At 71.7% G+C, this 24395-nt stretch carries 11 protein-coding genes; 6 read left to right on the top strand and 5 right to left on the bottom strand.

Annotated features, from left to right (window positions below; all coding sequences use genetic code 11):
* Nucleotides 1-275 precede the first annotated feature (275 nt).
* The gene (locus H343_RS0123595) at nt 276-5294 is read left to right on the top strand and encodes an NAD-glutamate dehydrogenase (protein ID WP_028433140.1); all 5019 of its coding nucleotides are present in this window, start codon (nt 276-278) and stop codon (nt 5292-5294) included.
* 347 nt (nt 5295-5641) lie between these two features.
* Complete coding sequence (locus H343_RS32505; RefSeq protein WP_078506063.1) at nt 5642-7909, top strand: hypothetical protein; 2268 nt, start codon at nt 5642-5644, stop codon at nt 7907-7909.
* Here the strand turns inward: H343_RS32505 and H343_RS0123585 are convergent.
* Nucleotides 7867-10431, bottom strand: a complete 2565-nt coding sequence (locus tag H343_RS0123585) for a glycosyltransferase (RefSeq protein ID WP_028433139.1) — start codon at nt 10429-10431, stop codon at nt 7867-7869. The two genes, H343_RS32505 and H343_RS0123585, sit on opposite strands and share 43 nt — an antisense overlap.
* A gap of 361 nt (nt 10432-10792) precedes the next feature.
* On the opposite strand from H343_RS0123585, the gene H343_RS0123580 reads away from it, so the two are divergent.
* Nucleotides 10793-11770: a class I SAM-dependent methyltransferase gene (locus tag H343_RS0123580; protein ID WP_078506062.1), complete on the top strand. Its 978-nt coding sequence runs from the start codon at nt 10793-10795 to the stop codon at nt 11768-11770.
* Between the two features lie 84 nt (nt 11771-11854).
* Here H343_RS0123580 and H343_RS0123575 read toward each other — a convergent pair whose 3' ends face one another.
* The 4 genes from H343_RS0123575 to H343_RS32500 form a co-directional block, all read right to left on the bottom strand.
* Nucleotides 11855-12814 carry a carbohydrate ABC transporter permease gene (locus H343_RS0123575; protein WP_028433137.1) on the bottom strand — a complete coding sequence of 320 codons (960 nt, stop codon included), beginning with the start codon at nt 12812-12814 and terminating at the stop codon, nt 11855-11857.
* Nucleotides 12811-14223: a carbohydrate ABC transporter permease gene (locus tag H343_RS0123570; RefSeq protein WP_078506061.1), complete on the bottom strand. Its 1413-nt coding sequence runs from the start codon at nt 14221-14223 to the stop codon at nt 12811-12813. Before H343_RS0123570 ends, H343_RS0123575 begins: the two co-directional genes overlap by 4 nt.
* Nucleotides 14224-14345: 122 nt before the next feature.
* The gene (locus tag H343_RS0123565; RefSeq protein ID WP_051265908.1) at nt 14346-15755 is read right to left on the bottom strand and encodes an extracellular solute-binding protein; all 1410 of its coding nucleotides are present in this window, start codon (nt 15753-15755) and stop codon (nt 14346-14348) included.
* 145 nt (nt 15756-15900) lie between these two features.
* Nucleotides 15901-19632 (bottom strand): FtsK/SpoIIIE domain-containing protein, encoded by a 3732-nt coding sequence (locus H343_RS32500; RefSeq protein WP_078506060.1) that lies wholly within the window; start codon nt 19630-19632, stop codon nt 15901-15903.
* A gap of 433 nt (nt 19633-20065) precedes the next feature.
* Between H343_RS32500 and H343_RS0123555 the strand changes: the two genes are divergently transcribed.
* The 3 genes from H343_RS0123555 to prfB all read left to right on the top strand — a co-directional run bounded on the left by H343_RS0123555 (nt 20066) and on the right by prfB (nt 24374).
* The gene (locus H343_RS0123555) at nt 20066-21721 is read left to right on the top strand and encodes a serine/threonine-protein kinase (protein ID WP_028433134.1); all 1656 of its coding nucleotides are present in this window, start codon (nt 20066-20068) and stop codon (nt 21719-21721) included.
* A 119-nt stretch (nt 21722-21840) separates the two neighbouring features.
* Nucleotides 21841-23175 (top strand): serine/threonine-protein kinase, encoded by a 1335-nt coding sequence (locus tag H343_RS0123550; RefSeq protein WP_028433133.1) that lies wholly within the window; start codon nt 21841-21843, stop codon nt 23173-23175.
* 86 nt (nt 23176-23261) lie between these two features.
* Entirely contained in the window at nt 23262-24374 is a 1113-nt protein-coding gene (gene prfB, locus H343_RS0123545) for a peptide chain release factor 2 (RefSeq protein WP_028433132.1), read from the top strand.
* Nucleotides 24375-24395 lie beyond the last annotated feature (21 nt).

Raw genomic sequence — 24395 nt, 5'->3', positions numbered from 1 at the left:
GTGTGCTGTGCACTTCGCCCAAGACCGGCCGCTGATTTTGAACATAAGGCCCATGATGGCCACGGGCCGGGGGCGGTAGCCTACGGGCGTGATCAGCGCGATATCTCACGGGGGCGACGTCGCCTCCGTACCGTGCCCCCCGCGCGACTGTGCCGGGGCCGCCGCTGATCGTCTCCCACGGCGCGCGTCGAGTCCCGAACGGTCCCCCCGTCCTCCGATGCCGTGCCTCCGCCAAACCGACGTCACGCAACGGCGCGCGACAGGAGCCAGAGGACATGCAGACCAAGCTGGATGAAGCAAAGGCCGAGCGGCTCGCAGAGGCCGTCCGGGTGGCCGAGGAGGGCCCCGCCGGGGGGCAGCACCCGGCGCGGGGTCTCGAGAACGGCGCCCTGAGGGCGTTCCTCCAGCGCTACTACCTGCACACCGCTCCGGAGGACCTCACCGACCGCGATCCGGTCGACATCCTCGGTGCGGCGTTCGCGCACTACCGTCTGGCCCAGAACCGGCCCCAGGGCACCGCCAACGTGCGGGTGCACACTCCCTCCGTCGACGAGCACGGCTGGATGTGCACGCACACCGTCGTCGAGGTCGTCACCGACGACATGCCCTTCCTCGTCGACTCGGTCACCAACGAGCTGTCCCGCCAGCACCGGGGCATCCACGTCGTGGTCCACCCTCAGATGATCGTGCGCCGCGACGTGACGGGGAAGCTGCTGGAGGTCCTGGACGCGGGACGCGACAAGCTCGTTCCGGGGCCCGGCGGGAGGACCGCCAAGGAGCGGGAGCTTCCGCACGACGCGGTCACGGAGTCCTGGATCCACGTCGAGATCGACCGCGAGACCGAGCGCGACGACCTCAAGCAGATCACCGACGACCTGCTGCGCGTCCTGTCCGATGTGCGGGAAGCCGTCGAGGACTGGCACAAGATGCGCGGGGCCGCGCTCCACATCGCCGACGAGCTGGAGACCGAGCCGCTCGCCCGCGACCTGCTTCCCCAGGAGATCGAGGAGTCACGCGAGTTGCTGCGCTGGCTCGCCGACGACCACTTCACCTTCCTCGGCTACCGCGAGTACGAGCTGTCCGACGAAGCCGGCGACGCCGACGGCGGGCTGACGCTCTCTCCCGTGCCCGGGTCGGGTCTGGGCATCCTGCGCTCCGACCCGCAGCACACCGTCACCGAGGACGGCCACCCGGTCTCGCCGTCCTTCAGCCGGCTCCCGGCGGACGCGCGGGCCAAGGCCCGCGAACACCGGCTGCTGGTGCTGACGAAGGCCAACAGCCGTGCCACCGTGCACCGTTCCTCCTACCTCGACTACGTCGGCGTGAAGAAGTTCGACGCCGACGGCAACGTGGTGGGGGAGCGCCGCTTCCTCGGGCTCTTCTCCTCCGCCGCGTACACCGAATCGGTGCGGCGCGTCCCCGTCATCCGCCGGAAGGTCGCGGAGGTGCTGGCCGCGGCCGGCTTCGCCGCCGACAGCCACGCCGGCCGCGACCTGCTGCAGATCCTGGAGACGTACCCGCGCGACGAGCTCTTCCAGATCCCCGTCGAGCAGCTGCGCACGATCGCCACCTCCGTGCTCTACCTGCAGGAGCGCCGCAAGCTGCGGCTGTACCTGCGCAAGGACGAGTACGGGCGCTACTACTCGGCGCTTGTCTACCTCCCGCGGGACCGCTACACCACCACCGTCCGGCTGCGGCTGACCGACATCCTCACCGAGGAGCTGGGCGGTCACAATGTCGACTTCAGCGTCTGGAACACCGAATCGGTCCTCACCCGGCTGCACTTCGTCATCCGTCTCAAGCCCGGAGCGCATCTGCCCGAGCTGACGGACGCCGAAGCCGACCGGATCGAGGTACGCCTCGCGGAGGCCGCACGCTCCTGGGCGGACGGCTACATGGAGGCGCTGACCGCCGAGTTCGGCGAGGAGAAGGCCGCCGAGCTGGGGCACCAGTACAGCGCGAACGCCTTCCCCGAGGGCTACAAGGCCGACTTCCCGCCGCGCGCCGCCGTCGCCGACCTGCAGCACCTCAACCGGCTCGCCCGGGGTGAGAACGGAACGCCCGACTTCTCGCTGAGCCTGTACGAGCCGGTCGGGGCCAGCCCGGGCGAGCGCCGGTTCAAGATCTTCCGCATCGGGAATCCGGTCTCCCTCTCGGCCGTCCTGCCCGCGCTTCAGGCCATGGGGGTCGAGGTCGTCGACGAGCGGCCGTACGAGCTGCGCTGCAGCGACCGCACCAAGGCGTGGATCTACGACTTCGGCCTGCGTCTGCCCGGCACCCATGTGCACGGCATCGGCGAGGACGCGCGCGAGCGTTTCCAGGACGCGTTCACCGCCGTGTGGACGGGCCGCGCCGAGAACGACGGGCTCAACTCCCTCGTCCTGTCTGCCGGTCTGACGTGGCGGCAGGCGATGGTGCTGCGCGCGTACGCGAAGTACCTGCGGCAGGCGGGCTCCACCTTCAGCCCCACGTACATGGAGGACACCCTCCGCAACAACGTGCACACCACACGGCTGCTGGTGAACCTCTTCGAGGCACGCCTCGACCCCAGCCGCTCCCTGGCGGGGCACGAGCTGACCGACGGTCTGCTGGAGGAGCTGGACGGCGCACTGGACCAGGTGGCCAGCCTGGACGAGGACCGCATCCTGCGCCTGTTCCTCACCGTCATCAGGGCCACCCTGCGCACCAACTACTTCCAGAGCGCCGGCGCGGGAACCAGGGAAGGCGGAGCGAAGGACCTCTCCGCCGCTCCGCACGAGTACCTCTCCATCAAGCTGGACCCGCAGGCGATCCCCGATCTGCCCGCGCCCCGGCCCGAGTACGAGATCTGGGTCTACTCGCCCCGCGTGGAGGGCGTCCACCTGCGGTTCGGCAAGGTCGCCCGCGGAGGGCTGCGCTGGTCGGACCGCCGGGAGGACTTCCGTACGGAGATCCTGGGCCTGGTCAAGGCACAGGAGGTCAAGAACACGGTCATCGTGCCGGTCGGCGCGAAGGGCGGCTTCGTGTGCAAGCAGCTGCCCGACCCGGCCACCGAGAGGGAGGCGTGGCAGGCCGAGGGCATCGCCTGCTACAAGACGTTCATCTCCGGCCTGCTCGACATCACCGACAACCTGGTCGGCGGCGAGGTCGTACACCCCGAGGACGTCGTGCGGCACGACGGGGACGACACCTATCTCGTCGTGGCGGCCGACAAGGGCACGGCCACCTTCTCCGACATCGCCAACGAGGTGGCGCAGGCGTACGGGTTCTGGCTCGGTGACGCCTTCGCCTCGGGCGGCAGCGCGGGCTACGACCACAAGGGCATGGGCATCACCGCGCGCGGCGCCTGGGAGTCGGTCAAGCGGCACTTCCGCGAACTGGGCCACGACACGCAGACGCAGGAATTCACCGTCGTGGGCGTGGGCGACATGTCAGGCGACGTCTTCGGCAACGGCATGCTGCTCTCCGAACACATCCGGCTCGTCGCGGCCTTCGACCACCGGCACATCTTCCTCGACCCGGAGCCGGACGCGGCGACCTCCTACGCCGAGCGGCGCCGCCTGTTCGAACTGCCGCGCTCGTCCTGGGAGGACTACGACACCTCGCTGCTCTCCGCGGGCGGCGGCGTCTTCCCGCGCAGCGCGAAGTCGGTGCCGGTCACGCCGCAGGTGCGGGCGGCGCTCGGCATCGAGTCCAAGGCGACGAAGATGACCCCCGCCGAGCTGATGCGGGCCATCCTGAGCGCGCCGGTGGACCTGCTGTGGAACGGCGGCATCGGCACGTACGTCAAGGCGTCGTCGGAGACCGACGCCGAGGTCGGCGACAAGGCCAACGACGCGATCCGCGTGGACGGTCAGGAGCTGCGCGTGAAGGTCGTCGGCGAGGGCGGCAACCTCGGGCTGACGCAGCTCGGGCGGATCGAGTTCGCGCTCGACGGCGGCAGGGTCAACACCGACGCGATCGACAACAGCGCGGGCGTGGACACCTCCGACCACGAGGTCAACATCAAGATCCTGCTCAACGCGGTCGTGGCGAACGGCGACATGACGGTCAAGCAGCGCAACGCACTGCTCGCGGAGATGACCGACGAGGTCGGCGAGCTCGTCCTGCGGAACAACTACGCCCAGAACATCGCCCTCGCCAACTCCATCGAGGGCGCCTCCAGCCTGCTCCAGGCGCACCACCGCTACATGCGGCGGCTGGGCAAGCAGGGCCGGCTCGACCGCAGTCTGGAGTTCCTCCCCAACGACAAGCAGATCCGCGACCGGCTCGCGGGCGGCCACGGTCTGACCCGGCCCGAACTGGCCGTCCTGCTCGCCTACACGAAGATCACGGTGACGGACGACCTGATCGGCACGGAGCTGCCCGACGACCAGTACCTCCAGCAGCTCGCCGCCGCCTACTTCCCGCGCGCCCTGCGCGAGGGTTTCCCCGAGGAGATCGCAAAGCACGCGCTGCGCCGCGAGATCGTCACGACCCTGCTGGTCAACGACACGGTCAACACCGGCGGGTCGACGCTCCTGCACCGCTTGAAGGAGGAGACGGGCGCCTCGACGGAGGAGGTCGTACGGGCCCACACGGCGGCCCGTGCGATCTTCCGGCTCGGCGAGATCTGGGACGATGTGGAAGCCCTGGACAACGTCGTGGCGGCCGATGTGCTGACCAGCATCCGGCTCCAGTCGCGCCGCCTCGTCGAGCGCGGCACCCGCTGGCTGCTGAACAACCGTCCGCAGCCGCTGCTGCTCGCCGAGACCATCGAGCTGTTCCGCGAACGGGTCGCCGCGGTGTGGGACGAGCTGCCCAAGCTGCTCAAGGGCGACGACCGTGCCTGGCACCAGGCGATCCTGGACCGGCTGGAGGAGGCCGGGGTCCCGGCCGGACTCGCGCAGCGCGTTGCCGGTTTCTCCGCGGCCTTCCCCGGCCTGGACGTCGTCGCGGTCGCCGACCGTACGGGTGTGCAGCTGATGGACGTCGCAGCGGTCTACTACGACCTCGCCGACCGGCTCGGCATCACCCAGCTCCAGGAGCGCGTCAGTGAACTGCCCCGCGCGGACCGCTGGCAGTCGATGGCGCGGGCGGCCATCCGCGAGGACCTCTACGCGGCGCACCAGCTGATCGCGGCGGACGTGCTCTCGGAGGGCGACGGGAACTCCACACCCGAGCAGCGCTACGAGCAGTGGGAGGCGAAGAACTCCACGATCCTCTCCCGCGCCCGCGCCACGCTCGACGAGATCCAGTCGTCGGAGACATTCGACCTGGCGAACCTCTCGGTCGCCATGCGGACGATGCGCACGCTGCTGCGCAGCAACCGCTGACCGTCGCGGGACGGTCGCCGGCGCCGGGCCGACGACCGTCCCGCAGTCGCGGACGACTCTCCGTGCCGGCCACCGGCGGCCCGGCGGCCCGGCGGGCCGGTGTGGTCCGGCGGACCGGCGGACCGGTGGACCGGTGGACCGGTGGACCGGTGGACCGGTGGACCGGCGAGGCGATGGCCCGACTCGCGGCGCGTTCACCCGCACGGGTACGCGCTTCGGACGGGTGCCCGCCCGCCTACTGCCCCCGCGCGCTTGCACGAGCCCGGAACATGCGCATTCGGCCGTGCCCAGAGCGCCGGGACACCCGTGACGGTCTTTAGTGGAAGAGACCCGTCAAGGGGAGGCCCATGCGTATCGAGTCGGACGCAGAACCGGAAGAGAGCCGTCTCCCGCTCCGCACCGTGATGACACTGGCCGTCCTCGGCGGCCTTGCCACCGGCTACCTGCTGCAACTCCTGGGCGTCCTGCTGGCGGCGGGCGCACCCGTCGTCGCCGGCGCCGCCCTCGGCCTGCTGACCGAGGCGTGGCTGCTTGCCCGGCAGAAGGGGCTGGCCCGCGGCCTCGGACGGGCCCAGCTGAACCACCCGGTCCGCCAGCTGCTCCGGGACGGGCTGCTTCTGGGCGGACTGGCGCGGCTGGACGTGCTGCGTCCCGCACCGTACGCGGCGTGGCTGCTGGTCGGGGTTCTCGGTTGCTGGGCGACGCACTTCGTGTGTCTCGCCGTCGCAGCCCGCGTTCGGCGGACGCGCAGGCTCCCCGTCGTCACGCGCAACATCGACGTCTCGGCGCTGGGCATCACGCCCGCCCCCGCGGCGCTCTTCGGACGGGACGGGGCTCTGCGGCTGCTGGGATTCTCCGCGCTCGTGGCCGCCGGGGCGGGCCTCACCGCCGTGACGGGGGACGCGCGGTGGGGCGCGCTGACAGCGCTGGCGTGCTGGGCCGTGCTGCTGGCAGGGGTGGCGCGTCTGGCGTGCCGATTGCTGCCGGGGCGCCGTCCCGCCGGGGACGAGGAGGTGCTGGCGTGGCTGGACGGCTGGCTCGCCGCCTACCGGCCGACCGTCGGCATGTACTTCTCCGGCGGCACCGCCTCCGCGTACCAGGCGAACATGTGGCTGCCGGTGCTCGCCGAGCTGGAGGGGCGGCCTCTCATCGTGCTGCGCGAACGCTTCATGGTGCAGAAGATCGAGGCCACGGACGTGCCGGTCATCTGCATCCCCAAGGTCGCCAACCTGATGCGGCTGGAGCACTCCGGCCTCCCGGTGCTGCTGCATCCGGCGAACTCCGGCAAGACCTCCCACGTACTGCGGATCCCGACGGTCAAACACGCTTTCATCAACCACGGCGAGAGCGACAAGCTCTCCTCATGCAACCCCTACGCCAAGGCGTACGACGAGGTGTGGGTCGCCGGGCCTGCGGCCCGCGAGCGCTATCGGCTGGCCGGGACCGGTGTCGAGGACCGGGACGTCGTGGAGGTCGGGCGCCCGCAGCTCTCTCCTGTCCGCCCGTACGCCGGGCCGCCGGCCCCCGGCGCACGGACCGTCGTGCTGTACGCGCCCACCTGGGAGGGCTGGACGGACGACCCGGGCAACACTTCGCTGCCTCTCGCGGGGGAGCGCATCGTCCGCGCGCTGATCGACGAGCCCGGGGTGCGGCTGCTCTACAAGCCTCATCCCATGACGGGGTCGGTCGATCCGGCCGTGAAGGAGGCGGACCGCCGGATCCGCGCGCTGATCGCGGCAAGCGGTTCCCGTGGCTCCGACAGTCACGGGCGCGGGCGCGGGTCTGAGTGCGACGCGGACGGCGCGCACGGCGCGGGCCCGTCCCCCGCGGCGGACGCCGGGGAGCTGGAGCGGCTCACCGCGGAGCTGGACGCGCTCCGCGAGCCAGGCGTCCGCGGCGGGGAGGACGAGGCCGAGCGGATGCTCCGGCAGACCGCGCCGCCCAGTCCGGCCGCGGCGGCCGTACTCGCGGCCGGCGAGGCGTGGGAGGAGTGCTTCTGGCGCGCCTCGGAGACGGGCGGCCATCTGGTCCTCGCGGGAGAGCGGCCGGGCATCTACTCCTGCTTCAACCAGGCCGACCTGCTCATCTCGGACGTCTCCAGCGTGGTCTCGGACTACCTCAGCAGCGAGAAGCCGTACGCGGTCGTCAACACCACGGGCCTGACTGAGGAGGAGTTCAGGGAGGGGTTCCCGACCGTACGCGCGGCCACCGTGCTGACGCCGGCGGCCGAGGGGATACCGGCGCTGCTCGCATCGGTACGTGACCCCTCCCTGGACACACTGCGCACCGCCCGTGCACAGCTCAAGGCGTATCTGCTGGGGCCGGACGAGCCGCCCTCCGTGGTCCGCTTCAACCAAGCCGTCCGCGACCTGCGGGCCGAGGCACTGGCCCACCGTGCGCGCGGCGGGACGGGCCGCCGTGAGGACGGCGGTGCGGCGGAGGGGCACGACGGCGCGCACACGGTCGCACGGACGGACGGACCGGTCTCCACGGCCCCCGGTGGCGCCCGTGAACGGCAGCGGCCGGCCGGCGAAGCCGCTTCACTGTCGGCCCCGCCGCACGATCCGTCCGATCAGTTGCTCGCCGACGCACTCGGCGAGGAGGAAGCGCTCTGAGCCGGTGACGCGGACGGACGGCCGGATGCGGCGTCCTTCGCCGGAACCGTCGGAGCAGCCTTCGCCGGCTCCTCCAGCGGCAGATGCTGAAGTGCCAGCACCAGGTCGTTGACCAGCGAGAAGTAGAACCACACGCCCGTCTCCGTCCCACCCAGCCGGACACGGGGCAGCAGGTCGGTCTTCTTGCGGTCGGCCAGGTCTCCCAGCAGCCGTCCGAACCGTACGGGTGGCTCCGTTCCCGTCCCGCCCGGCCGGAACCACAGGTCCCAGACTCCCTTCGTGCTGCCCGAGTCGAGCGCGGCGGGCAGCTCGTAGGGAAGCTCGAAGGAGAGAGCAGGGGCCGCCGGAGTACTTCCGGCCCCCGCAGCGGCCGGGACGGGAGAGCCGCGCACTTCGGAGGTGCCGCCACCGCTGTCCGCTCCGGCCGGCTCGCCGGACAGCCGGAAGGGCAGTTCGAAGTCGGGCTCCGCATTCGAGCGCGAGACCGCGACGACGGCGCCCGCCCCGGCGCCCGCCGTCCGCGCCGCCTGCCCGTACAGTTCGGCGCGCACGGTGCAGCTGTGCTCGCCGAGCTCCACGGAGGTGACCTCGGCGTGCCCGGCGCGGTGCCAGGCACGTACGGCGAGATAGCCGTCGAGGGTGGTGTAGGGCACCCAGGCGGAGAGCGCGCGGTCCTCGTCGAGGGGCGCCGGCATCGAAAGCAGCCGCGCGGTCTCGACGAGTTCGGAGTGGATCCGTTTGCGTTTGCCGTCGGCGACGCGCTCCACGTAGGTGTCCCAGCGGTCCTCCGCCAGACTGTGCGTGGCGCGTTCGACCCGTACCTCCACCCAGCCCTCGACCGCCTCGGTGCGCGGCGGGAGCGGGATGCGCAGCGGCGCTCCGCTCTCGCGGCGGGCGCGTACGAGCAGCACCGAAGCGGTCTTCGGCAGCCGTTTGGCGAGCAGCCGCACCACGAGCGAACCGTCGGTGGCCACGCGCGTGCGGGCGAGCGGGCGGCGCAGCTTCGCGGCGGGGCGGTCGGGACTGCGGTGCTGCCGCCACATCCGCAGGGCGGGCCGCAGTACGGGGCCCAGGGTGCGCATGGCGAGACGCCGGGCGGCGCGTGACCCGCGCGGGGAGGGGGCGGACGGGCCGGACTGTCCCTTGCCCGGCTTTCCCGCGGCCCCTGCCGAGGAGCCCTTCGCACCCTCCGTCCTCGCCGCGCCCTTGGGGTGGAGGGGAACGGACGGCGCGGTCGGCGGTTCGTTCGCCGGTACGTCCGAGGCTCCGGCCGCCTCCCCGAGGGCGCCGGCCTCTGAGGGCTCTGACCGTCCCGGCGGCCGGCCGGAGGCGCGGCGCTGGGTGAGCAGCTTCTCGATCAGCTGCTCGTACTCGCCGGCGATCCGCTCCGGGGAGTAGCGGGCGGCCTTCTCCAGCGCCGCCTGGCTCATCCGGTAGCGCAGCTCAGGGTTCTCGATGAGTTGCGTCAGCGCGTCGGCGTAGGTGCGTACGCTCTGCTTCTCCGTCGGTCCCAGCGGTGAGAGCACTCCGTCCCGGCCGTTGCTGATGATCTCGCCCGGTCCGTACGGGCAGTCCGTGCTGACGACGGGGACGCCGCAGTGCATGGCTTCGACGAGCGTCATGCCGAACGACTCGGCGTCGGAGCTGACGGCGGCGATGGCTCCCTTGGCCCATTCGGCCTCGATGGGGGCGTGCGGGCCCATCATGAAGGCGCGGTCGTAGAGGCCCAGGTTGTCGATCCTCGTCCGCAGCGCCGCGTGCTGCCGCCCCCGCCCGTACAGCCGCAGCCTCCAGTCGGGGTGCCGCTCGGCCACCAGCGCGAACGCGTTGATGAGGCGGTCGTAGCGCTTGACCTTGATCAGGCGGCCGGCGGCGACGATCAGCTTGCTGTCGCCGTCCGAGGGCTCGACGTCGACGGCCGGGACGGCGTTCGGGATGCAGGTGATCAGGGCGTCCCCGTCGGCGGTCGCGGTGCCGCTGCCGGAGATGGCCGCGCGGTAGTTGGCCGCGTCGGCGTAGGAGACGGTCACGAAGGCGTCGAGACGGGGGATGGCCGCGTCCTGGTGGGTGCGCACGTGCTCGCTGTGCATGGCGTGGGTGAGGTGCTCCTGGCCGATGCGCAGGTAGCGGTCGCTGCCGTAGGCGGCGAGATAGTCGTTGATCTTGGGTCGGGTGGCGATGACGACGTCGGCGTCGGTGTCGCGGAGGTACTCCTGGACGCGGATGTCGCCCAGGTGTGTGGCGACACCGCGCTCCAGGTGGTCGGCGCCCTCGGTGAAGCGGCGGCTGGGCTGGTGGAAGCGGGGGTCGTCACCCTCGAACCCGCGGGCGTCGCGGCGCAGCTCGAGGAGGTGGGTCATGGTCACGCGGGGGTCGAAGGAGAGAGCGGTGTCCCGGACCGTACGGCGGAGGCTGACCACCTCGACGGTGTGGCGGTCGGCGAGCGCCCGGGAGAGATTCACCGTGGAGCGGATCGTTCCGCCGATTCCATAGGCGTTGTCCAGCAGAAAAGCAATCTTCATCCGGCCAGGTCCTCACAGGCGCTGCTCGAAGTGACATCCGTAATGCCCCATATTGCCTGCATTGTCCATATCTGGTGTGAAAATAGCTAGTAGCGATTGAAGTCGATGTGTTCACCGCCAGGTGTGAGCGGTGGAAATGGGCGGTGGCGGGCGCCGCTCTCCGGCATGCCTGGCGCCCAACATCAGCTGAACCGTCGGTGGACACGCGCCGTCGGTCTGCGGAAGCCCTGTTCACAGCGGGCGTGAGGACGTGCGCCGGGGGGCGGGTGGCTCATATACAGGCACGGGTGGCGCGGGTTTCCTCCCCGAGCGCCCCTGCTGCCCGTTGACCTCCCCCCGCCGTTCTGAGGAGAAGCGCTCCATGGACCGAGCCGCGACCGCCGACGACAACAGCCCCGCAGCGCCGGCCGGAGCAGGGAGGGGAGCCGGGACCGGGGAGCTGCCGCGGCCTCGGTCCTTCCACGACGTGCCGGGCTGGTTCTACAACACCGACATCGTCCTCTTCGACTGGCTCCTGCAGCGCCAGCAGCGGCTCGAACAGCGCGGTGACCTGCTGGAGATGGGCGCCTATCTGGGCAAGAGCGCGATCATGATGCGCGCGTACCTGCGCGCGGACGAGACGTTCACCGTGTGCGACCTCTTCGGATCCGAGGCGCCGACCGAGCACAACCAACGCGAGACGCGCGGCTCGTACGCGACGCTGACCCGCCGTGCGTTCGAGGCCAACTACCTCTCCTTCCACGACGAGTTGCCGCGCGTACTGCACGAGGCGACGTCAGTCGTCCCCGGTGAGGTCGCCGGCGGCAGCTGCCGCTTCGTGCACGTCGACGCGTCCCATCTCTACGAGCACGTACGCCCCGACATCACCGCCGCGCGCGGGACGCTCGGAAGGGAGGGCGTCGTCGTCCTGGACGACTACCGCTCCTCGCACACGCCCGGCGTCGCCTGTGCCACCTGGCAGGCCGTGCTGGAGGAGGGGCTGCGGCCCATATGCGTCAGCAGCCAGAAGTTCTACGGCACTTGGGGCGAGGCCGCCGACCTGCAGGACGAGCTGTACACGGCGCTGCGCGCGCGGGGCGACTGCTGGCTGCAGTGGCAGGAGGTGGCAGGGCACCGGCTGCTGCTGGTGGGGGCGGGCAAGGCCGCTCCGCCGCCCCTGCCGGCCTCCCGGCACGGAAAATCCCGGGCCGGGGCCCGGGACGGAAGCGGGGACGGCGCGGGGGCGGGAGGCACCTCCGGGCGGCGGCGGGCGTCGCTCTCCCGACGTGTCGCCCGCGAGGTGCTGCCCCCTGTGATCGCCCGGCACCTGGCCCGGGCGCTGCGCGCCCGGGCCAGGTGAGACCGGGGCTGCCCCCGCGTCGTCCTCTGTGCGGTTGTGCTGTTCTGCTGTCGTGCCGGTGCTGCGATGTTGCGCTGAGTGCCGTTACTTCACCGCGCCGGCCATCATGCCGGAAACGAACTGACGCTGGAACGCGAAGAAGACGATCAGCGGGATGATCATCGACACGAAGGCTCCCGGAGCCAGCACGTCGATGTTGTTGCCGAACTGACGGACCTGCTGCTGCAGGGCCACCGTGATCGGCGGGCTGCTGGCGTCCGAGAAGATCAGAGCGACCAGCATGTCGTTCCACACCCACAGGAACTGGAAGATGCCCAGCGAGGCGATGGCCGGGCCACCCAGGGGCATCACGACACGGGTGAACAGACGGATCTCACCGGCGCCGTCGAGACGGGCGGCCTCCAGCAGTTCCCGGGGGATCTCGGCGAAGAAGTTGCGGAGAAGGAAGACCGCGAACGGCAGGCCGAAGGCCGTGTGGAAGATGACCACACCGGCTGTCGTCTCGAAGAGCCCCAGGGTGTTGAAGAGCTTGGCGACCGGAATGAGGGCCACCTGCACCGGCACCACGAGCAGCCCGACGACCACCAGGAAGCACCAGTCGCGTCCGGGGAAGTCCATCCACGCGAAGGCGTAGCCCGCGAGCGCGCCGACGATGACGACGGCGAACGTGGACGGGATGGTGATCAGCAACGTGGTGAAGAGCGATCCCGTCACCAGTTCGTTGGAGAGTAGCGCGTCGTAGTTCGAACTCGTGAACTGATCCGCGTTGAGCACCCACGGGAAGCTGGAGTTGAGGTCGAAGACCTCCCACCAGCCGGAGACGGAGATGTCCTCCGGGTTGCGGAGCGAGGAGCTCAGCAGGCCGACCGTAGGCATCAGCCATACGAGCGCGATCACGACGAGGGCGAGCCGCACCGCCCAGTGACCGGTGGCCGAGACCAGCCGGGAGGCGACCGAGGACTTCTTCGGCCCTTCGGGCGGCGCTGCCGCGGGGGAGCTGAGAGCGGCTGTTGGTTCGGGCTGGGCCGCACTGACCGCGGTCATCGGCGGGACTCCCTTCGCAGGCGACGGATGTTGACGACCATCACCGGCAGGACGAGCAGCAGCAGGATGACGGCGATGGCACTGCCCACGCCCTGGTTCGATCCCGCGCCGAAGGAGGACAGATACAGCTGGAGGGCGAGCACGTTGGCGTCGTTCTGGCTCGCACTCGGAGCGATGATGTAGACGAGGTCGAAGATCTTCAGCACATTGATCATCAGTGTGACGACGACGACTCCGAGGATCGGAGCCAGTACCGGCACTGTGATCTTCCGGAAGACTTGCCACTCGTTCGCGCCGTCGACTCTCGCGGCCTCCAGCAACTCGCGGGGCACACCCGCGAGTCCGGCCGCGATCAGCACCATCGCGAAGCCCGCCCACATCCAGACGTAGGAACCGATGATGGAGGGCGTCACCAGTGTCGAGCCGAGCCAGTCGATGCCGTTGTACGGTGCCGCGAAGTTCGAGCCCGGCATTCGGAGTTTGGATCCGTCGGCCTCCGACGGCAGTGAGAACGTACCGTCGGGCCCGGTCTTGGCGGTGGCGACGACCTTGCCGCCCTTGACCGCTTCGACGGTGATGTCACCCAGGCCCTTCTCCTTCGCGTCGATGACGTCGGGCTTGCCCGAGCCACCGGGGGAGAAGTCGAGCCACACGGTTCCGGTGACCTCGCCGCCCTTGCCGGACGGGGCGGTCTTGGCCTCGGACGCGCCCGCCGCATCCTTCGGCGGGACGCCCACCAGCGGCAGGTTGGCGGGGTCGGCCGCGGAGACGGACGACTTGGTCGTGAACGCGCCGCCGGCGGACTTGTCCATGTCGGCGTTCGGCCGGGGGCGGGCGCCGGGCCATGCGGAGGCGTCGGCGAAGGTGTCGTGCACTCCGACCCACACGGCGTTCGCGACGCCCTGCTTCGGGTCCTGCTCGTACACGAGCCGGAAGATGATGCCCGCGGCGAGCATGGAGATCGCCATCGGCATGAAGATGATGAGCTTGAACGCCGTGCCCCAGCGCACCCGTTCGGTCAGCACCGCGAATATGAGACCCAGCGCGGTACACACCGACGGGACGACGATGACCCAGATGATGTTGTTCTTGAACGCCGTGAGGATGTTGTCGTCGGTGAAGACCTCGACGTAGTTGCCGAGTCCGACGAAGCCCGTGCCGGAGGCGTCGAGGGTGCTGCGGAAGACCGAGTAGATGATCGGATAGACGACGAGGGCGCCCAGGAGCAGCATCGCGGGCAGCAGGAACGAGACGGCGATCCAGGGCCGCGAGCGCACCACGGAGACACGAGGCGGCGTGGCGCGCGGTGCTGCCGCCGTGGAGGCGGCGTCGTCAGCTCCTCCGGGTGGAACCTTGGCGGGCGAGCCGGGTGGTTCCTCTGTCGGAGGAGTGGGGGAGGGGGTGGGCATGAGGGTGGTGTCCCTTGTCCGTGTCCGGGTGTCCAGGTTGAGATGGAACTGGGGACCGAGGCGTCGGCGGTGCCGGACCCGTCACGAACGGGTCCGGCACCGACCGTTGTGCCGCTCGGTCGTCAGTCCTTGTATGCCTTGGCGGCTGCCGCTTCCAGAGCGCTCTGCGCGCCGGCGACGTCCTTCGGGTTCTTGAGGAAGTCCTGCAGAGCCTTCCACTCACCCTCGCCCTTCGTACCGCCGAAGGCGGCCGGGGCCTGGTCGGACATGTCGAAGCGGAAGTCGTCGCCCGCGTCGATCAGGGCCTTGGCGATCTTGCGCTGGACGTCGTTCGGGTATGCCTCGCCGTCGAGGTTCTTGTTCGGCGAGACGAAGCCGCCGGCCTCGGCCCAGACGGCCGCCGCCTCCGGAGAGGCGAGGAAGGTCAGCAGCGCGTGGGCACCCTTGTTGTCCTTCAGCGCGACGGCTGCGTCGCCACCGGTCACCACCGGGGCGTCACCGTCCACGGCCGGGAACGGGTAGACCTTCGCGTCCTTGCCGATCTTCGCCTTGGTGTCGTTGGCGATGCTGATACCGACGAAGTCACCCTCGAAGACGCTGGCGGCGCTGGGGCTGTCGGTGGAGTCGAAGGCCTTCGAGACGGACGTCGGGAAGTCCGTCTGCAGTGCGCCCTTGTTGCCGCCCGCGAGGAGTTCCTTCTTCCCGAACAGCTCGCCGAGCGTCGTCAGGGCCTTCTTGACCGACGGGTCGGTCCACTTGATCTTGTGCTGGGCGAGCTGGTCGTACTTCTCCGGGCCCGCCTGCGAGAGGTAGATGTTCTCGAACCAGTCGGTCAGCACCCAGCCGTCGCCGCCACCGACGGAGACCGGCTCCACGCCGGAGTCGGCGATGGTCTGCGCGTTGGTGAGGAATTCCTTCCAGGTCTTCGCCTCGCCCACGCCCGCGTTCTCGTACGCGGTCGTGTTGTACCAGATCAGGGACTTGCTGGCGGCCTTGAAGTACACGCCGTACTGCTCGCCGTCGCTGGCCCCGAGGTCCTGCCAGCCCTTGGAGAAGTTCTTGCCGAGCTCCGCCTTGGTGGCCTTGTCGAGGGGCTTGAGCCAGCCCTTCTCGGCGAACTGGTTCAGCACGCCCACCTGCGGCAGCATCGCGACGTCCGGCGGCGCACCGCCCTCGATCTTGGAGCCGAGGTAGGTGGCCACGTTGTCGCCGGTCGGGGTGACCTCGACCTCCGCACCGGTCCGCTTCTCGAACTCCTCGACGACCTTTGTGAAGTTCTTGCCCTCGTCGCCCGTCCAGACTGCCGCGACCTGGATCTTCTCGCCCTTGAGCTTGGGCAGCTTGACCGTCTTCTCGTTCGCCTGGGAGGACCCTGACTTGTCCTCGCCCTCGTCACTGCCCCCGCCGCAGGCGGCCGTCAGCGACAGGGCCGCGACGGCGCACAGCGCCACAGCGCCACGTGCAGTCGTTCTGGTGGTGCTGGTGTTGCTCCTGGCGCGCGATGTACCAGTCGCACGAACCGAATTACGCATAGCTCCCGCCGTCCCCATCGGAGGCACGGCGCCCGATTTCGGCTGCCGTGCCGTTTTGGTCCCAAGGTCCGAGGGCTTCTCGTCCATTCCCTCAGTCCTGTGCGCAAAGTCCTACGCCTGAACGCGGAGCGCCCGCAATACGTTGTCAGCTTTCAAGAACCTCATCTTGACCACTCCGTGATCTGTTCGCAGCAGGTGTGCCCGATTCCTGTGGGTCCAGCCCCAGGGACCGGGCCGCCCTGCCCACCGCGCTGGCCAACAGAGCCAGGTCTGTCGGGCCGTTGCCGAGCTCCCTCACGGGGCGGCTCGCCGGAGGGTCGCCGGCGCGTGTCCAGTCCAGCGGAACGACCGTGGGACGCTGTGTCGACGTACGCGGGATGCGGCCGGTGACCCTGCCCGCCTGGAACGCCGTGACGGTGCCGTCAGGGGCGAGGAGGGCGCCTCTGCCGGGGATCGCGTCCTCCTCGCCGGAGCCGTCGCCCGCCCATGACAGTTCGGCGCGCAGCGCCGCCGCCTGCGCGACCGCGGTACCCGCCGTGCGGTCGGGACGGCCGCTCGCCGCCACCACGTGGACGCCCAGCCGTGCTCCCTCCCGCGCGACCGCTTCGAGGGCCCGCAGCACCGAACCGGCCGCGGGACGGCCGGGGTTGCCCAGAGCGGGGTCCACGAGGGTGTCGAAGTCGTCCACGAGAACGATCAGGCGCGGGAGTGACGCGTACTCTGCGTCCAAGTGTTGAACGGACGAATCGGTGCCGGTGCCGGTGCCGGTGCCGGCACCGGGCGCGGCGCTCACGGCCGGTCCGCGCCCGGAGCCGGGGGCAGGTGGCGCCCCTCCGGGCTCCTGGCCTTGCGGAACGCGCAGCCGGAGCGTGCCGTGGGCGGCGTCCTCGTCCGTCCCGGGCCCGCTCGCGGCACCTGCTCCGGAGGCGGCGGGCGTTCCGGCGCCGGCCACCGCGCGGCCCGCGCCCGTACGTTCGGCGCCGGTGCGCACGCCGTCACCCTCGGAGGTCTGCCGAGGTGCACCGGAGCGGCGTCCCCGACGGCCGGCCCGCGCCAAGTCCTCGTACGTACCCTCGGCGCCCACCAGTTCGGCGCGCCTCTTCAGCTCACCGCTGAGCGACTGCGCGAACTCCCTCATGAGCACAGGGTCGTTCGCCGCCAGATGATGCCGTGCGTGCGGCAGTTCGAGGCAAGTGCGAAGACCGTCGCGGGCGGCCTCCCCGTCACCGTCCAGCAGTACGAGCTGGAGCCGGTCGGGCCGTCCTGAAGCGGAGAGAGAGGCGGCGAGGGAACGCAGCAGCTCCGTCTTGCCCGACCCGGAGGCGCCGACCACGAGCGCATGCCCGTGGGCGGGGGACAGTTCGGCCCGCAGAGGGCCCCGCGGGCCGGCACCGAACACCAGGACGGCCGGGCCGGTGACGGGCGCCTCCGACTCGGCCCAGCGCGCCAGCAGCGCGGCCGGCGTGGCCCGTGCCAGACCCAGCTCGTCGAGCAGGCGGGATGTGCGCGGCAGCGTCACGGCCGCGCGTGCCGCCGTGCCCGTACGTGCCGCCGTGCCCTCGGACTCGCGCAACGGTGCCATGGCGCGGGCGAAGCGCTCGGCCCAGGCCGCGGAGACCGCGTCGACGGTGCCCACCTTGCCGACCGTGCCGACGGCGCCGGGCGCGCTTCCGGCGTCCCCCGTCCCCGGAGTGCCGGCCACGGCCGGCTGCGGCCGCACCACCCGTACCGCCGTCGCCACGGCACCGCTGAGCAGTGCGAGAGTGCCGCACTCACGGAAGGCGGAAGAGGTGGAGCGGGCCGCTTCGACCGTCTCGGAGAGAGGGGAGGAGGGCGTCGTGGACGGCGCCTCGGCGAGACAGAGCAGGTGGATGCCCGCCCGTGGGCCCTCGGCCGCCAGCCGGGCCACCGTCTCGCGAAGAGCCGCCGAGCCGGGATCGCCGTCGACGACGAGCAGCGTGAACGGGCCGGTACGGCCGCGCGCAGGGGCGTGCCGGGCGGCGGGGTAAGCGCCGCCGGGCGTGAGCGGAGCGGGCGCTTCCTCGTCGAGCCGCCGGACCAGCTCCGCCGCACGGGCCGCGGCCTGATCCCGGTCGTAGGCCGTGAGCAGGCGGCAGTCCTGCCCGTGCGCGGGCCGCAGGTGGGGAAGCCAGCCGAGCCACGCCCACTCGGCGGTGCGCTCTTCGGGCCCGCGGGAGCGGTCGGCGGAGAGCAGCACGATCTCCAGCGTGCTCGGGCCGTGCAGGGCGGCGAGCTGTGCCACCACGGAACGCGCCAGACCCGCCAGCCGCGGCCGGGGCCCGGCCAGCCCGAGAGCGCCGGCCTCCCGCAGGTCGACGGTGACCGGCCCGCCCGGGCGTCCGCCGCCGTGGACGGTGCCGATCCGTACGGTCAGTGCCTCCGGGTGGCCGGGTTCCCGCTCCCACAGTCGCGGGCCCGGACCGAGGGCCGTGAGCAGCACGGTGGCGGGGTCGGGACGGCGTTCGTCGTGCCACGCGTCCGCGGCGGCGGCCTCACCGGACGCCGGACCGCTGCCACCCGTGGAGGCGGACACGCTCTCCTCATCGGGGCGGACACCGGTGAACCGGCGGGCCAGAGCGCTCAGGCCGCGCCCGAGTGGCCGCTCCGGCTCCCGCGCGGCGGACGAGCCGGGCCGCGGACGCTCCGGCGGGGAGGGCGGTTCGGTGGGACGGGCCTGCGGGGTGAGGCCCACGGCGTGCGTACTGGCGGCGTCGGGCGCTCCGGGAGGGCCCCCGCCCCGGCGGTCGGGAGCATCCGGGCCGTCCGGACCCCCACGGCCGTCCGGACCGTCGGGGCCCTCGGAGCCGTCGGGGAAGTGCCCGCCGCCCGCGTACCCGTGCGCGGTGCCCGTGGAGGGGGGCGCGGGCGGGGCGGAGGCCGGATGCGGCTGTCCGCTCGCGGCAGAGCCCGCCACCGTGCCGGTACCGGTCACCGTCACGCGGCCCGGCCCGCCACCGTGCGCAGCCGGAGCTTGAGCCCTGTCCGTGGACGGGCCGCCCCGGGCCGCGGGCAGGCGCAACTGGCCGTTGCCGTCCGGGACGGTGGGCGTCGTCGGAAGAGGGGCGGGCGCCGCAGGACGTCCGGGACCGGCGCCCTCGTGGCCGGGGACGGGGTGGGCGGCACCGGCGGCCCCCCGCGTGGCGGGGGTCTGCCGGTGCGGAGCATCCCCGTCCGGGGAGGAGGTCTCCACACGCAGCGCCGATTCCCCCACCCGCAGCGTCGAGCCGGGGCGGAAGAGCACCGGCTGACGGCCGACGGGCGTGCCGTCCAGCGAGGTGCCGTTGGTCGAGTCGAGGTCGCAGACCGTGACCGCGCCGCCGTCGGAGACGGTCAGGGCGCAGTGCAGGCGCGAGACGTCGGGGTCGTTGAGCGGCACGTCCGTCTCCGCCGAGCGGCCGAGTTGGATCTTTCCGCCCTGCAGGAGGTGTATGCCGCCCGCGTCGGGCCCCGCGATCACGTGCAGCCGGGCCTTCGCCGATCCGTACGCGGCAAGGGCCGGGGTCGCCGCGGGGAGGGCCGGGCCGTGCAGCGAGACGATCGCGCCGTCCAGCAGCGGCGGTTCGCCGAGCATCTGCCTGTGCGGGTCGAGCCGTTCCGTCCCGGCGTAGACCGCCGCGGAGGAGTCGGCGGACGCTTCGGCCCCGCCGGCCGGTGCCGTGGCGCCGCCCGCGCCGGAGGCACCCGCGGCCGAGGCGGCCGCCGAGACCAGCGCACCCGTCACGGCGGACAGCGGAGTGCCGGACGGTGCGGTGACCAGGACGTCGCACGCCGGCCACGCGCCCGGCGCACCCGTCGTGCCCCCCGTACCCTGGCCGCCTCCGCGCGGCCCGAGGGTGACAGTCAGCCGGATCTGCATCGGCCCTCCCGGTCCCGGTCACCGGTGTGCCGCTGCGGCGCACGGCGGGGCGGTCGGCCTCGCCGTGTCCTCTGACCGGCACACATGTCACACACGGCACAACACTCAGCGCTCGCGCGTCCACGCACAGTGCTGCCGGTGCCGAATGCATCTTCGCACCTGCCGCCGACATCGCGTCCCGCTCGCGTCGACCAATGATCTTGAGTGCCCGTCCGGGTGCGCAAGGGGGCCTGACCGGACCACCGGCCGCACGGAAGCCGGAAGGCCACGGAGCGAGGACAGGCCCTCGTCCGCGGCCGGGCGGTCCCGCAACCGTCCCGGCGGCGCGGCGCGTCTTCCCCCGAAGTCGCTCGCACTTCGCCTACGGCCGCACGGCCGTTCGCGAGACGGCACTATTGTGGGCGGGATTGCAGTACGACACCAGGGAGCGCACGTGCGGCCGGTAGGCAGCAAGTACCTGCTCGAGGAGCCGCTGGGCCGCGGCGCCACGGGCACCGTGTGGCGAGCACGGCAGCGGGAGACGGCGGGCGCCGAGGCGGCTGTGGCCGGGCAGCCCGGCGAGACGGTGGCGATCAAGGTTCTGAAGGAGGAGCTGGCGAACGACCCCGACGTGGTCATGCGCTTCCTGCGGGAGCGCTCCGTCCTGCTCCGCCTGGCGCACCACAACATCGTCCGCACCCGCGACCTCGTCGTCGAGGGCGACATGCTCGCCCTGGTGATGGACCTGATCGAAGGGCCGGACCTGCACCGCTATCTGCGCGAGAACGGCCCGTTCTCGCCCGTGGCGGCCGCGCTGGTCACCGCTCAGGTCGCCGACGCGCTCGCCGCGAGCCACACCGACGGCATCGTGCACCGGGACCTCAAGCCCGCCAACGTGCTGCTCGCCGAGGGCCCGGAAGGCATGCGTCCCATGCTCACCGACTTCGGCATCGCGCGGCTCGCGGACTCGCCGGGCCTGACACGGACCCAGGAGTTCGTCGGCACACCCGCCTACGTCGCGCCGGAGTCGGCCGAGGGCCGTCCGCAGACCTCCGCGGTCGACATCTACGGTGCGGGCATCCTGCTGTACGAACTCGCGACCGGCCAGCCGCCCTTCGCGGGCAGCACCGCTCTGGAAGTTCTGCGCCGTCACCTCGCGGAGGACCCGCAGCGCCCGCCGAGCATGCCCGACCCGCTGTGGACCGTGGTCGAGAGATGTCTGCGCAAGCGCCCGGAGGAGCGGCCCAGCGCCGTCAACCTCGCGAACGCGCTCCGTACGGTCGCCGGTGGCATCGGGGCACAGGCGACGCCGGACATGGCCATGGCCGCGATGGGCGTCGCCGCGCTGCTGGCGCCCGACCCGGCTCCGGCCGCGGTCCCGGAGACCGGATCTGCCGTGGGCGGGGCCGGCGGGGACGCCGACCCCACGCAGGTTCTTCCGCACTCCTCGTCCGGCCAGGGCGGCGGGTACGACCCGAACGCGGCCACCAGCTATCTGCCGCAGACCGGGAACCAGGGGCCGGGCCAGGGCGGTCAGGGTCCGAACAGCGACCCCACGCAGGTCATGCCGCCGGTCCCCGGCACACCGCCGCAGCCGGCGCAGTCCCCCGAGTCGGGCGCACCGGACGGGCCGCACCCCTGGCAGAGCCAGATGCGTGCCGCGCGGGACCGCAACGAGCAGACGCAGGTCCAGCCGCTCGACCCGAGCATGGACCCGCTGCGCCGCCGCCCGCAGCGTCAGCAGCCGCCCGGCCAGCAGCAGCCGCCCCGCCGTCAGCAGCAGGGCCCGCCGCCCCAGCAGTACGCGCAGCCGCAGCGCCGCCCGGCCCAGCAGCCGCCTCCCCGGCGCTACGAGCCGCAGCGTCCCCCGCCCCAGGAGCCGCGTCCCCGGCGTGAGCCGCGCCAGCGCGGCGCGAACCCGATGCGCATTCCCGGCCTCGGCTGCCTCAAGGGCTGTCTGTTCATGATCCTTCTTCTGGTCGTGGCGGCGGTGCTGGTGTGGAATCTGACGCCGCTTCCCGAGTGGTGGGAGGAGGGCAAGAGTTTCTGGCAGTCGGTCGAGGATCTCTTCGGCGAGATCGGAGACCTGATCGACAGCGGTCAGAATTAGCCCTCGGGGTACGCGAGTTCGGAGACATGTCGACTTGATGGAGGGGAATTCCCTCTCGAAAGTGACGGTTGACGCATCCCGTGCCCTCAATCGCTCTTCCGCCGCGTAGTTTTGTCGCTATGGCACGGAAGATCGGCAGTCGCTACACCGCTCATCAGATCCTGGGACGCGGCAGCGCCGGCACGGTGTGGCTGGGTGAGGGGCCCGAGGGCCCCGTCGCGATCAAGCTCCTGCGTGAGGATCTCGCCTCCGACCAGGATCTGGTGGAGCGGTTCGTGCAGGAGCGCAGCGCGCTGCTCTGCCTGGACCATCCGCGCGTGGTCGGAGTCCGCGATCTCGTCGTGGACGGCAACGACCTCGCCCTGGTGATGCAGCTGGTCCGCGGCACGGACCTGCGTACGCGTCTGGAGCACGACCGCCGGCTCGCCCCGCAGTCCGCGGTCGCCATCGCGGCCGACGTCGCCGACGGGCTCGCCGCCGCGCACACGGCGGGCATCGTCCACCGGGACGTCAAACCCGAGAACGTCCTGCTCGACGCCCTTGCGCCCGCCGGGCCCGGAGGTGCGCCGCCCGCGCTGCTCACGGACTTCGGCGTCGCCAAGCTGATCGACTCGCCGCGTACGACGCGGGCGACATCGATCATCGGAACTCCCGACTATCTGGCGCCCGAGATCGTGGAGGGTCTGCCGCCCCGCGCGTCCGTCGACATATACGCGCTCGCCACGGTGCTCTACGAACTGCTCGCCGGATTCACCCCGTTCGGCGGCGGGCACCCCGGTGCGGTGCTGCGCCGCCACGTCACGGAGTCGGTCGCGCCCCTGCCCGGCATCCCGGACGAGCTGTGGCAGCTGATCCACCAGTGCCTGGCGAAGGCCCCCGCCTCGCGGCTCCGCGCGGTCGAGGTGGCGGAGAGCCTGCGCGAACTGCTGCCGGAGCTCGCGGACCTCCCACCGCTGGACATCGACGAGCAGGCTGACGAGGCGTACGAGGCGTACGGCACGTACGAGGGCGGCCAAGACGCTCCCCAGCAGCACGGGCAGGGCACCGGCGGCCACGGCCTTCAGGGCGCGGGCGAACATTCCGGCAGCGCACACGGCGGCCGTTCCGCGACGGGGACGGGCACGGGCCGCCGCGCGGTGCCGCTCGTGCACGGCGGCGCGGGTCCCGACTCCAACCGCGACACCCACACGAGCATGCGCGTCCCCGGCGCCGACGAACTGGCGGGCGGCGCGCACGGCACGGCCCGCGCCCCGCGTGCGGCCGGCGAGCCCCGGGCCGGTTCCGCCCGCAACCGGGCCGCCGCGGCAGCGGTGCGGCGCCGCCGGATCAAGGTGGGCGCAGCCACGACGGCGTTCGTGGCCGTCGTCGCCGTCGGCGGATGGCTCGCCACGTCCTCGGACGACGGCGACACCACGCAGCCCGCGCCCGCGGTCGAGCACCCGCAGGAGCCGTGACCGGGCAGGACGCGGCGGCCGGCACGTCCGCCGGGTGCCGGTCCGGGCGGGGAACGGACGCGAGAGCCAGCCGTTAGGGTGGAGGTGTGGCTGCCGACGATGTTTCCGAAGAGCTGAAGTCCCTCTCCTCCACGATGGAGTCGATCGAGGCCGTGCTCGACCTCGACAAGATGAGGGCAGATATCGCCCTGCTCGAGGAGCAGGCCGCGGCTCCCGATCTCTGGGACGACGTCGAGAACGCGCAGGCGGTCACCAGCAAGCTGTCGTATCTCCAGGGGCACCTGCGCAAGGCGGAGGAGCTGCGCTCACGGATCGACGACCTCGAGGTGCTCTTCGAGCTCGCCGACAGTGAGAACGACGCGGACGCGCGCGGCGAGGCGGAGTCCGAACTGACCGTGGTGCGCAAGGCCGTGGACGAACTCGAGGTCCGCACCCTGCTCTCCGGCGAGTACGACCCGCGCGAGGCGGTCGTCAGCGTACGCGCCGAGGCCGGGGGCGTGGACGCGGCGGACTTCGCGGAGCAGCTGATGCGGATGTACCTGCGCTGGAGCGAGCGCCGCGGCTACCCGACGGACGTCTTCGACATCAGCTACGCGGAGGAGGCGGGCATCAAGTCCGCGACCTTCAGCGTCAAGGCCCCGTACGCCTACGGGACGCTCTCCGTCGAGCAGGGCACCCACCGCATGGTGCGCATCTCCCCGTTCGACAACCAGGGGCGGCGCCAGACCTCGTTCGCGGGGGTCGAGGTGCTGCCGGTGGTGGAGCAGGTCGACCACATCGACATTCCGGAGAACGAGCTGCGGATCGACGTCTTCCGCTCGTCCGGGCCGGGTGGCCAGTCGGTCAACACCACCGACTCCGCGGTGCGTATGACGCACATCCCGACCGGCATCGTCGTCTCCTGCCAGAACGAGAAGTCCCAGATCCAGAACCGCGCCGCCGCCATGCGCGTCATGCAGTCCCGGCTGCTCGCCCACCGGCGCCAGGAGGAGCAGGCGAAGATGGACGCGCTCAAGGGCGACGGCGGCAACTCCTGGGGCAGCCAGATGCGTTCGTACGTGCTGCACCCTTACCAAATGGTGAAGGACTTGCGGACGGAACATGAAGTCGGCAATCCGCAGGGCGTTCTCGACGGGGATATCGACGGTTTTCTCGACGCGGGCATCCGCTGGCGCAAGCAGCAGGAGCAGCCCCAGTAGAGCGGAATCAGCCGTTTCCAC

The sequence above is a fragment of the Streptomyces sp. TAA204 genome (assembly GCF_000424965.1).
Note: the sequence above shows the minus strand (reverse complement) of the source record. Positions and strands in the feature narration are given on the sequence as shown.